At 68.9% G+C, this 10,391-nt stretch carries 9 protein-coding genes; 6 read left to right on the top strand and 3 right to left on the bottom strand.

The features are described from left to right. Window positions 1-67 precede the first annotated feature (67 nt). Window positions 68-973, top strand: coding sequence for a helix-turn-helix domain-containing protein (locus NS2_RS33805; RefSeq protein WP_033091352.1), 906 nt, complete (start codon window positions 68-70; stop codon window positions 971-973). After that, entirely contained in the window at window positions 963-1,166 is a 204-nt protein-coding gene (locus NS2_RS33800; RefSeq protein WP_033091351.1) for a DUF397 domain-containing protein, read from the top strand. Before NS2_RS33805 ends, NS2_RS33800 begins: the two co-directional genes overlap by 11 nt. On the opposite strand, the gene NS2_RS33795 is transcribed toward NS2_RS33800, so the two are convergent. Then, window positions 1,163-3,448 (bottom strand): serine/threonine-protein kinase, encoded by a 2,286-nt coding sequence (locus NS2_RS33795; protein WP_121556173.1) that lies wholly within the window; start codon window positions 3,446-3,448, stop codon window positions 1,163-1,165. The genes NS2_RS33800 and NS2_RS33795 overlap by 4 nt on opposite strands. A gap of 297 nt (window positions 3,449-3,745) precedes the next feature. Between NS2_RS33795 and NS2_RS33790 the strand changes: the two genes are divergently transcribed. From NS2_RS33790 to NS2_RS33780, 3 genes are all read left to right on the top strand, one after another. Further along, window positions 3,746-5,455 (top strand): serine/threonine-protein kinase, encoded by a 1,710-nt coding sequence (locus NS2_RS33790; RefSeq protein ID WP_228102761.1) that lies wholly within the window; start codon window positions 3,746-3,748, stop codon window positions 5,453-5,455. Between the two features lie 144 nt (window positions 5,456-5,599). Beyond that, window positions 5,600-6,991: a polysaccharide pyruvyl transferase family protein gene (locus NS2_RS33785; RefSeq protein WP_231993027.1), complete on the top strand. Its 1,392-nt coding sequence runs from the start codon at window positions 5,600-5,602 to the stop codon at window positions 6,989-6,991. Next, window positions 6,988-7,818: a glycosyltransferase family 2 protein gene (locus NS2_RS33780; RefSeq protein ID WP_033091350.1), complete on the top strand. Its 831-nt coding sequence runs from the start codon at window positions 6,988-6,990 to the stop codon at window positions 7,816-7,818. Before NS2_RS33785 ends, NS2_RS33780 begins: the two co-directional genes overlap by 4 nt. Window positions 7,819-7,956: 138 nt before the next feature. On the opposite strand, the gene NS2_RS33775 is transcribed toward NS2_RS33780, so the two are convergent. Together NS2_RS33775 and NS2_RS33770 are read right to left on the bottom strand one after the other, a co-directional pair. Then, window positions 7,957-8,583 (bottom strand): MspA family porin, encoded by a 627-nt coding sequence (locus tag NS2_RS33775; RefSeq protein ID WP_033091354.1) that lies wholly within the window; start codon window positions 8,581-8,583, stop codon window positions 7,957-7,959. Between the two features lie 160 nt (window positions 8,584-8,743). Further along, window positions 8,744-9,826 carry a methyltransferase domain-containing protein gene (locus tag NS2_RS33770; protein WP_033091353.1) on the bottom strand — a complete coding sequence of 361 codons (1,083 nt, stop codon included), beginning with the start codon at window positions 9,824-9,826 and terminating at the stop codon, window positions 8,744-8,746. 29 nt (window positions 9,827-9,855) lie between these two features. Between NS2_RS33770 and rfbC the strand changes: the two genes are divergently transcribed. After that, a partial coding sequence (gene rfbC / locus NS2_RS33765) for a dTDP-4-dehydrorhamnose 3,5-epimerase (protein WP_147207418.1) occupies window positions 9,856-10,391 on the top strand: 536 nt, incomplete at its 3' end.

Raw genomic sequence — 10,391 nt, 5'->3', positions numbered from 1 at the left:
GGACACTAGGTAGGATTGAGTGCTCCGCAACAAGACTCGATTTCCGACGCAACGGGGGGCGAGTGACATGACAGATGAGGACGAGACCGCGGCCAAGGGAAGTACGCTGCCGCGTAGACAACTCGGTCGTTTCCTGCGTGCGGCGCGAGAGGGATCCGGACTCACCGTGGATCAGGCCGCCGGACTGATGGAATGGCACAAGTCCACGCTCAGCCGGTTGGAACGGGGATTGGTGGAGCGGGTGCGAACCCGGGACGTCCTGGGGCTCTGCGATATCTACGGTCTCGATGCCGACCGCGCCGCAATTGCCAAGGCATTGGCCGAACAGGCTCCGGCCCAATCTTGGTGGCACGCATATGCCGATCTGATTCCGTCCAAGTCCAATATGCTCGTCGGGCTGGAGGCCGGGGCACGACTCATCAGTATCTTTCAGCCACTGGTGGTCCCTGGGATCATTCAAACGCCCGCCTATGCTCGCATCCTCGATAGACGCTATTTCCCGGACGATTCCGAGACCGAGATCGACCGCCGCTTGGAGCTGAGAGCCCAGCGCCAGCAGGTGATTCGCCGACAGCGGCACCCGGCGGAGGCGGTGATCATTCTCCATGAGGCGGCACTGCGGACCGTGATCGGTGACCGGCATGTGATGGTTGCCCAGCTTCGCCACATCGCCGACCTGAGCACGCACGACAATATCGACGTGCGGGTCCTGCCGTTCCGGGCCGGTCTCCCACTCGGTACGCCGTTGACGCCCTTCATGATCTACCAGTCCGGCCGTGACGTACACGGCAGGCTGACCGAACCCACCGTCGTGGTGGCCGAGAACCTCGTTGGCGCTATGTATTTCGAGCGCAAGACCGAGGTCGTCGCCTACCGTGAGGCATTCGCGACGGTGCGCTGTGCCACCCTGGAAGCGGGACCGAGCCGAGACCTGATCCGTGAATTAGCAAGGGAGTGCGGCAATGACCGCTGATTCGAACGACACCCGGTGGTTCAAGTCGAGTTACAGCTCGGCGGGACAGGAGTGCGTCGAGGTCGCCTTCATACCGGGCGGCAATGTCGGTGTTCGTGACTCCAAGGATCCCACCGGCCCGGCGCTGGTTTTCGCGCCGGGTGAGTGGGATGCCTTTACCGCCGGTGTGGCGGGCGGAGCGTTCGGGAGCTAGCTCTTGGTCAGGATGGTGTACTGGGCGGCGATGCGGCGGAGGACATCCTGTTCGTCGTTGCTCTCGACCAAGCCGACGTATCGGCCGTATGCCACGCCGCAACTGAAGCGGGAATTGGCGTCGTCGGACCAGATGGCGTCCTTTTGCTCGTAGCAGATGGCGGTGGGGAGGCCGGTCGGTGGCTTGATGTCGCGTTTGACGTATTCGGCGGCGTCGGCCTTGCGTGCCGCGGTGAGGAAGGCGCGGGCCGCGCTTTCGTCGCGGGTGCGGAGAACGCCGCCCTCGATGGTGAAGGCGCAGCGGTCGATTCCGGCCTGCTCGAACAAACCGTCCTTGTGTGATTGCGCGTCTTCGCACAGCGACGCGGCGCGGGGGCCGATGCTGCCGTAGGTGGCCGAGATCGGCTGTTCGTCGGTGACCAGGACGCGGCGGATCACCTGGTCCGGGTCGCGGGGGATCACGGTGAGGGCGGCCTCGGCGTAGTCGTCGACCTTGTCCAGCAGCGGTGCCTCGGCCGCGAAGACCTGTCCGGCGCGTTCGGCGAGCATGGCGGGTGTGAAGTTCGGGTTGTCGAGTACCGCGATGACCGAGGTGACGAACGAGTTGTAGGACCATGTCGCACCGATCGACGCATAGCCCGGGCGGTAATGCGCGTGTGCCTGAGGGAATTTGGGGATGTCGACTCGCACGTTGGCGGCGCTGGCGGCGTAGTCGACCGCCTCCATCTCCTTGGCGGCGTTCGCGGCCGAGTCGGAATTGGGGTACGACATGATCACCATGATCAGCGCGTTGCCGTCGGGGGAGTGGATCCAGTCGGAGTAGCGCTTGGTGACCCCGGTGACCGCGTAGGCGCTGACCATGCCGTACTTCTCCATGACCGGCTGGGTCAGGGGCGTGCCGGTGCCCGCGATCGCGGTCGCGGCCATGCCCGGATTCGAGAGCACGTTGCCCAGCCGGTGGTCGAGCGCCTTGTCGATCTGGTACGGGTCGGGCAGGCCCTCCGCGAGCGCCATGGCGGCCATGGCCCGGCCCTCCTCCTTGGTGGTCTGGCCGGTCATCTTCCGCGGCGTGGTCGTGTAGTTGCCCACGTCGAGTGCGTTCACATCGACGCCGTTGCCGCCCGACTTGTAGAAGAAGAGCCGCCAGATGCCCACGCCGACAACCAAACTGACGACCAGGGCGACGATTCCGGCGATCAGCAATATGCGGCCGCGACGCGGTGGGCGCGGTGGTGCGGCGGCAGGGGGCGGGGTGTAGGGGAACGGCGGTGAGGTGAACACAGAGGGTTGCGAGACGACAGGCATGGGTTGCGAGACGCCGGGCATCGGTTGTGAGACGACGGGCATGGGCTGCGAAACCACGGTGGCGGGCATCGGGGCGGCGAGGGGACCGGGCGGGAAGGTCGAGGAGGGCGGTGCGGGCAGGACTCTGGTCGGATCCGATTTCGAGTCCGGGACCAGGGCGGCCTTGGCGGCCGCCGCGAGCATGCCCGCCGTCGGGTACCGGTCGCCCGGGTTCTTCGCCATGCCGCGCATGACCACCTGGTCCAGAGCCGGTGGGAGGCCCGGCCGTAACGCCGACGGCGCGGGCGGGGGAGTGTAGAGGTGGGCGTGCATGAGCTGCGCGGCGGTTTGCGCGTGGAACGGCTCGAGCCCGGTGAGGGTTTCGTGCAGCACGCACGCGAGGGCGTAGATGTCCGCGGCGGGCGTGGTCTGGCTGTCGGCGAATCGTTCCGGGGCCATATAGGAGAACGAGCCGATCGCCTCGCCGATCGTGGTCAGCCGCTCGGCCGTCATGGTGTTGGCGATGCCGAAGTCGACGAGGTACACGAAGTCGTCGCCGGAGACCAGGATGTTGTCGGGTTTCACGTCGCGGTGCACGAGGCTGTCCCGGTGCGCGGCATCGAGCGCGGCGGCGACCTGCTCGATGATCGCGACGGCGCGCTCGGGCCGCAGCGGGCCGTCGTCTTCGACCATGTCGCGCAGGCTCTTTCCCTCGACCAGGCGCATGTCCAGGAACAGCCGTCCCTCGATCTCGCCGTAGTCGTGGATGGGGATGACGTGCGCTTCCTTCAGCCGAGCGGCGACGTGCGCCTCGCGCTGGAACCGCTGCCGGAACCGGGGGTCCTCGGCCAGCCGTTCCGTCAATACTTTCAATGCGACTGACCGGTCCTTGACGGTGTCGTACGCCTCGTACACCTCGCCCATACCGCCGCGACCGATCAATCGGTCCAGACGGTACGGGCCGAACATCGTTCCGGCGCGCCATGATCCATCGATCATGAAATTTCCCCTCCCCGGTCGACGGCAGCCGCTCGTGGGATACGCGGCCAACAACCACGTCTCGGAGAAATTGTCCTACCCTCCGCACCGGCATGATGAGCCATTCGACCGAATCAGCTACCTCATCGTTGAGGAATACGTGCGATTCGCGGGTGTGGTTCACACCGAACACACCCTCACCCTGCCCCCGCCCGGTGTCGCGGAACCCCGTGCCGTGCCACCGGATAACGCCGACGCTGCTGGGAGGGATCTGGGTTACGGTGGGCGGCGAGCATGACGTGGTGGAGGTAGGCGGCTGTGGGGCGGACACTTGCGCAGGGGCAGGTTTTTGCGGGGTACACCGTGGAGCGGCTGCTCGGCGTGGGTGGGATGGGAGAGGTGTATCTCGCCCGGGACCGGGATCTGCCGCGGCCGGTCGCGCTGAAGTTGCTGGCTTCCGGGAAGGCCGATGACGAGGAGGTGCGGGCGCGGTTTCTGCGGGAGGCCGATACCGCGGCGCGGCTGTCGCATCCGAATATCGTCGCGGTGTACGCGCGGGGGAACGACGAGCATCGGCTGTGGATGGCCATGCAGTATGTCGAGGGGACCGATGTAGCGGCGGTGTTGCGGGATGGGGCGATCCGGGCCGATCACACGGTGCGGATCATCGGGGAGACGGCGCGGGCACTGGATCACGCGCACCGGGCCGGAGTGCTGCACCGGGATGTGAAACCGGCCAACATCCTGCTGGAGTGGGGGCCCGAACAGCGGGTCTATCTGGCGGACTTCGGGATCGCGAAGGCGGTGGACCAGACCGGGGCGCTGACGCGGACCGGGGAGATGTACGCCAGCTTCCAGTACGCCGCGCCCGAACAGTTCGAGATGCGGACCGACAACGACCATCGGGCGGATGTGTACGCCCTGGGATGCACGCTGTTCCACATGCTCACCGGTCGGCTGCCGTACCCGGGCGAGACGACGGCGCAGTTGGTGGCCGCGCATCTGGGCGGCGCGATTCCACGGCCGAGCCTGGTGAATCCCGGCGTGCCCGCGGGTTTCGATCAGGTCATCGAGCGTGCGCTGGCCAAGGATCGGGAGCTACGGTTCGGCAGCTGTGGCGAATTGGCGGCCGCGGCCGCGCAGGCGCTCACTACGTCCGCCGGAGCATCGGGGCCGTGGTCCCGGCAGAGCGGGCCCGCCCAGCCGATCAGCGGGCCGCTGCACGCCGGTGGGTCGAGCTCGTACTGGGGGCTGGATCCGAGCAGATTCACCGGCGACACCACCAAACCCAGTGTGCCCACGCAGGTCGCCGGAGGCTCGCCCCGTACCGGCGCGCGGCCGGGATTCACCTCGGCACCGACCGAAATGAATTCCGGGCCGGGCCACTTCGCCGCGCCGCCACTGCGGTACCCGCCGTCGGCCGGGAGCGGCCCGCATTCCGTCGATGCCGCGCCGACTCGGTCGGCGCAGCCCGCTCCGGTCCCGTCGGTTCCGGCTCCGGCGCGGCGCGGGCGTAAAGGGTTGATCGCCGCCTGCGCCCTGGCGCTTGTCACGGTCGCCGGAGTCGGCGTCGGATTCGGCACCGGCGCAATCAATTTCGGCTCCCATTCCAGCGATCGCTCGATCGCCCAGCCGCCGGTTGCGAGCGACGCTTCCCAGGCCGCCGCCATCAAGGCCGCCTGCGATTACGGGCAGCTGATCAACACCTACGACTACAGCAATGGCGACGCCTGGCAGGCCAAGGTGGAGGACGGGGCGACCGGAAGCTGGAAGAGCGAGGCGAAGACGCTGTTGCCGAGCCTGCGGCTATTGCTGGAAGCAGGCACGCCCACGCGCTCCACCGGTGGGAAATGCACCGTCTCTTCCGGCAGCGGCACCCACTACGACCTCAACGGGACCTTCGATCTGGTCGACACCGTGAACGGTAAGGACGCCAATCAGCGCACTCTGAGCATGCCGCTGTCCATGGATTATGTGAACGGTCGCTGGCTGTGCAGCAAGACGCCGGTGTCACTGTTCGGGAACTGAGCGTATCCCCGGCAACCCCCGATGATCTTGTAAGCGAGCCGAATTCGCTGGTCGCGTGCCAATTGATCATCTAGCGCCGGGGACTGGTCGTGCGATAGATTCGCCCCGGACTGCTCGGGCCGCGGCGTCGGAAGGAAATCGAGCGTGGGGAACTCTGGCGCGGGGGACAGTGCCGGGAGAATGCGGGTGCTCGTCGACAACGGCGAATACCGGCTGCACAACCGTGGCGACATCGCCATGATGGTGATGACGGTCGAACGCCTGCGGGCGCAATGGCCGCAGGCCCGCATCGGCATGCTCACCGACGAACCCCGGATTCTGTGCGGCGTCCTGCCGCAGGCCGAACCGGTGGTCGCGCACAGCGGCGGGCACTGGGGCAGAGGCGGTCTCGCGGGCCTGCTGGACGAACAGGCCGGAATCCACCTGCTCGGTCCGGCCGCCGTGCACTGGCGGGCGGGCACCGAAGTGCCCCTGCACCACCTGTGCGGTGTGAAGAACTGGGCGCGCAAGCAGGTGCACCAGCTCATCAGCGGCGAACTCGAACCCACCGGCGTACCGGGCCTGCCACCGGTGCCCGCCGCGCTCGCCGATTCGAACCTGGTCATCGCGCTGGGCGGCGGCTACCTCAGCGATGTCGACCGGCACCGGGCGCACCGCACGCTGAACCTGCTGGAAGCCGCTCGGCGCCACGGTGTTCCGAATGTCATGATCGGCCAGGGCCTGGGCCCCATCCGCGATCCCGAACTGCTGCGCCGCGCCGCCGAGGTGCTCCCGGGCGTGGATCTCATCGCCGTGCGCGAGCGCCTGCGAGGCCCCGAACTGCTGGCCGAACTCGGCGTGCCCGCGGAGCGGATCGTGGTCACCGGTGACGACGCGGTCGAGTTCGCCTACCGGCTGCGGCGGCCCGGCATCGGCACCGATCTCGGTCTGTGCCTGCGCATTTCGGACTCCGCCAAGGTCAGCGACGCAGCCCGGGACGCCATCGGCACCGTGGTGCGCCGCGAGTCCGCGGACCTGAACGCCGCGCTGGCCCCGCTCATCCTCTCCGAATCCGCCGACGAGGACCGCCGCCACACCCTGCCGCTGCTGGCGGGCGCGGACCGGGTCCGCCCGGCCGTCGGCCGCGCGGGCACCGCGCAGGAGGTGGCGCGTCAGGTCTCGCGCTGCCGGGTGCTGGTGACCAGCGCCTACCACCTCGCGGTATTCGCCCTCTCCCAGGGCATTCCGGCCGTGGCCGTAACGGCCTCGCGCTACTACGACGACAAGTTCTACGGGTTGGCCGACATGTTCGACGCCGGCACCGGCGAGGCCGGGCTGCGGATCGTGCATCTCGACGCCGACAACCTCGATGCCGAACTGACACGTGCGGTTCGGCAGTTGTGGGAGTCCGCGCCGGAACTGCGGGATACGCTGCAGCAGCGGGCAGTTGAGCAGATCGATGCCGCACGCGCGGGCCTGGATCGAGTGTACGGGCTGGTGGCGGGAGGTGCGGGCCTGCCCGGTGAACGTGCCGAACCACTTCAGGGGGAACGATGAAGAACCTTTCGGTGTGCGTCCCGGCCCGTGATTGCGAGCGGACCCTGGAGCCCACCCTGCGCTCGATCCTCGCCCAGGACACCGAGGCCGAGGTGATCGTGCTGGACAATGCCAGCACCGACGACACCGCCGCCATCGCGAAATCCTTCGACGACAAGCGGTTGCGCGTGCACCGCAACGTCGAGGCGCTGCCCGTCGGCGAGAACTGGAACAAGGCGGTCTCGCTGGCCATCGGACGCTTCGTCAAACTGGTGTGCGCCGGTGACCTCCTGCTCCCCGGCGCGCTGGACAGGCAGCTGGAAGTCATGGGCGACAACGGCATCGCGCTGTGCGCGGCCAAATTCCAGGTCATCGCCGCCGACGGGGTCGTGCGGGACACCGACCTCGGGCTGCCCGGCCTGCTGGGCCGTCGCGACGCCCGCGCCCTCATGCGCGCCATCGTGCACCAGGGCCCCGCCGACTTCGGCCCGACCGCCGCCGCGCTCTTCCGCCGCCAGGATTTCGAACGTGTCGGCGGCTTCCGTGGCGACCTGGGCACCCCGATGAGCCTGGACCTGTTCGCCCGCGTCAGCGCCTTCGGCGACTTCCACGGCATGCCCGAAACCCTCGCCGCCTGGCGCAGTTCCAGCTTCGACCGGTCCCGCGACCCCGCAACGGTCACCACCCTGACCGAAATGCTGCGCTTCCACCACCGCCTCGGCGCGGAATACCCGCAATACGTCGGCCGCGGCGCGGTGCTGGGCGGCGACTGGCGCCTGGCCCGCGCCGCCGCCGAACGAGTTTGCGCCCGCACCGTAGCCACCGCCCTCCGCCGCGCCGCGCTATAGCACCGAGCGGCGGCTGGGCGCTGGTGTGACGCGGAGACGGTCACTCTCCGGGGGCGTTGCACCGCAACGGTTCTCGCGGAACCCCGGTGACACGGTTCCGGGCGGCCCCGAGGCGCGGGGCCGCCCGGAAACGGGGTTTCAGTTGCGGGCCAGCGGGCCGTAGGCGACGACGGTGTCGCCGCTGCTGCTCACCAGGCGCACGAACGGGCGGATGGTGGTGGTGCCCAGGACGCCGGTGACGGTGCCGTGGAAGCCCGAGATCATGATGCAGCCGTCACTGCCGGACACATCGCCGCCCGCCACGTCGACGGACTGGATGCCGGGGCCGAAGCCGACGTCGAGCTGAATGCCCAGGGTCGGAATCAGGTTGTAGATATCGGCCTTCGGGCCGTCCTTGCCGATCTCGAGCTCCAGGCCCGGGGTCTGGTACTGGAAGGAGATCTTGCCGGACAGGGTGGCCGGGTAGCCGACCTGGTAGCCCATGGTGATGTGCCCGGTCCACGGATCGCCCGCGGGCAGCGTCACCTGGAAGCAGGCCTTGCCGCTGTGGAACCACTCGCGGGTGAGCGGATTGCCGTCCAGGGGTGGAACGAAATCGATTCTGGTGTCGGCGGACATGGCCTCGACCGTGCGGCCCTGCTGATCGACGATCGAGTTGTCGCCGTCGACCGCGGCGATGCCGGTGCCGCCGCTCAGGGCGAGACCGATGGTTCCGGCAACCGCGACCACCGCGGTGCGCGAGAGCGCAGTCGTGTTGTTGCGCATGATATTTCCCATTCCCTCATCAGGTACAGATGCGTAATACCTACGCGTGCTCGATGATTCCCCAATAATGCTGGAACGCGGGTGTCCGTCCCCCGTCCCCCCGTGGCCGAAGACCGACCGCACGCGGAGAGTAACCCAAACGGGTGAACTCCGCTGGCTCTCATGGCGATTCGGGCACGTCGATCACCCACCTTCCGTCCAGCTCGGGCCACCGCGCGGAAACCTCACGTAGCAGATCGGGCAGTGTCAACAGCACCCGATCCGGTTGTGCGGCGACCAGTTCGGCCGGAGCCAGGATCGGGATGTCGGTACCGGGCATGCGGCGGCCCTGTTTGGCGGGCGAGGCGTCGGCGACCCCCGCCAGCAGGCCGCGATGCGCGCCCGCCAGATGCAGCAGCGCCACCGCCCGCGAGGCCGCGCCGTAGGCGTAAACCGTCCTGCCGGACGACTTTTCGGACTCCAGCCAGCGGCGCAGCGCCTGCGCCTGCCGGTCCGCGGCATGCTGGAGCCCGCGCACCACCGCCGGATCGGCGACCGCCGCCTCGCTCGCGCGCAGCGCCGCGATGGACGGATCGGCGTCGGCGGGCGCGTGCACCGCCGCCACCAGCACCGTGCCGCCGTAGAGCGTGAAGGCCCAGGCCCGCACCGCCACCAGACCCGCGCCCCGCAGCAGCTCCTGCAGCGCCGCCGTCGAATAGTAGGCGAAATGCCCGTGCCGCAGGGCATTCCACTGCCCTTGACGCACGATGGTGTGCAGCGAATGGAACTGCAACAGCAGCACCCCGCCCGGCGCGACCGCGGCCGCACGCTGCGCGAACGCCACCCGCTGATGGGGCTCGTGCATGATGCCGAAACAGTCGATCACCACGTCGGCGGGCTGCTCGGTCACGGTGTAGCCGCGCTCGGTCAGCAACGGCAGCCAGCTGCCGCCGTGCGGGGAGCCGAACTCCCGCACCGTGCCGCCGCCGGGCAGCCACCCGGCCGCCGCCACCCGCGACACCGCGTCCTCCGCCTGATCCCGCAGCGCCTGCGGCTCCACGCCGCGCGGCTCCGCGGTGACCGTATCGTCCTCGGCCAGCTGCGCCAGCCCGCACATGGCGCACAGGTCCATGGCCAGCGGATGCGCCGCCTCGACCGCCCCGACCGCCGAGTTCAGCCGCGGAAAGTCATCCGCCGCAGGCATTTTTCCGAGATCCAGCACCCGCACCAGCGGCCCCAGCCCGCAGCCGCGACACCCGTACATCGGCTCCCCGCTCATGGCACGATGACCCGGTGCGCATCGAATCGACCGACCTCGCCGACGTCCTGCTGCTGACCCCGCAGCCGTACCGCGACGACCGCGGCCTGTTCACCCGGACCTTCGACGCCGAGGAGTTCGACGCCCACCTGGGCACCCCGGGCCTGTCGGCGGGATTCGTGCAGGACTCGCAGTCGCGCTCGCACCTCGGAGTGGTGCGCGGCATGCACGGCCGCTCCGGGCGCGGCGAGGCCAAGCTGGTGCGGTGCGCGCACGGCGCGGTCCACGACGTGCTCGTCGACATCCGCCCGGACTCGCCGACCTTCGGCCGACAGCAGGCCTTCCTGCTGGACGACAACGACTTCCGGCACCTCTACGTCCCGCCGGGCTTCCTGCACGGCTTCCAGGCGCTGACCGAGGTGGCCGACGTCTGCTACCGCATCGACCGCCCGCACGATCCGTCCGAGGATCTCGGCGTCGCCTACGACGACCCGGAGCTGGCCATCGCCTGGCCGCAGCCGGTGACCCTGGTGTCGGCGCGCGACGCGGGCGCGGGCTCCTGGCCTAATAC

The organism is Nocardia seriolae NBRC 15557 (genome assembly GCF_007990715.1).
In the GTDB taxonomy this organism is placed as follows: Bacteria; Actinomycetota; Actinomycetes; order Mycobacteriales; family Mycobacteriaceae; genus Nocardia; species Nocardia seriolae.
This window is presented reverse-complemented; position numbering and strand designations above follow the sequence as displayed.

Coding starts and splice junctions, on each gene's coding strand:
- NS2_RS33805 (WP_033091352.1), top strand. CDS start 68: ATGACAGATGAGGACGAGACCGCGGCCAAGGGAAGTACGCTGCCGCGT.
- NS2_RS33800 (WP_033091351.1), top strand. CDS start 963: ATGACCGCTGATTCGAACGACACCCGGTGGTTCAAGTCGAGTTACAGC.
- NS2_RS33795 (WP_121556173.1), bottom strand. CDS start 3,448: ATGATCGATGGATCATGGCGCGCCGGAACGATGTTCGGCCCGTACCGT.
- NS2_RS33780 (WP_033091350.1), top strand. CDS start 6,988: ATGAAGAACCTTTCGGTGTGCGTCCCGGCCCGTGATTGCGAGCGGACC.
- NS2_RS33775 (WP_033091354.1), bottom strand. CDS start 8,583: ATGCGCAACAACACGACTGCGCTCTCGCGCACCGCGGTGGTCGCGGTT.
- NS2_RS33770 (WP_033091353.1), bottom strand. CDS start 9,826: ATGTACGGGTGTCGCGGCTGCGGGCTGGGGCCGCTGGTGCGGGTGCTG.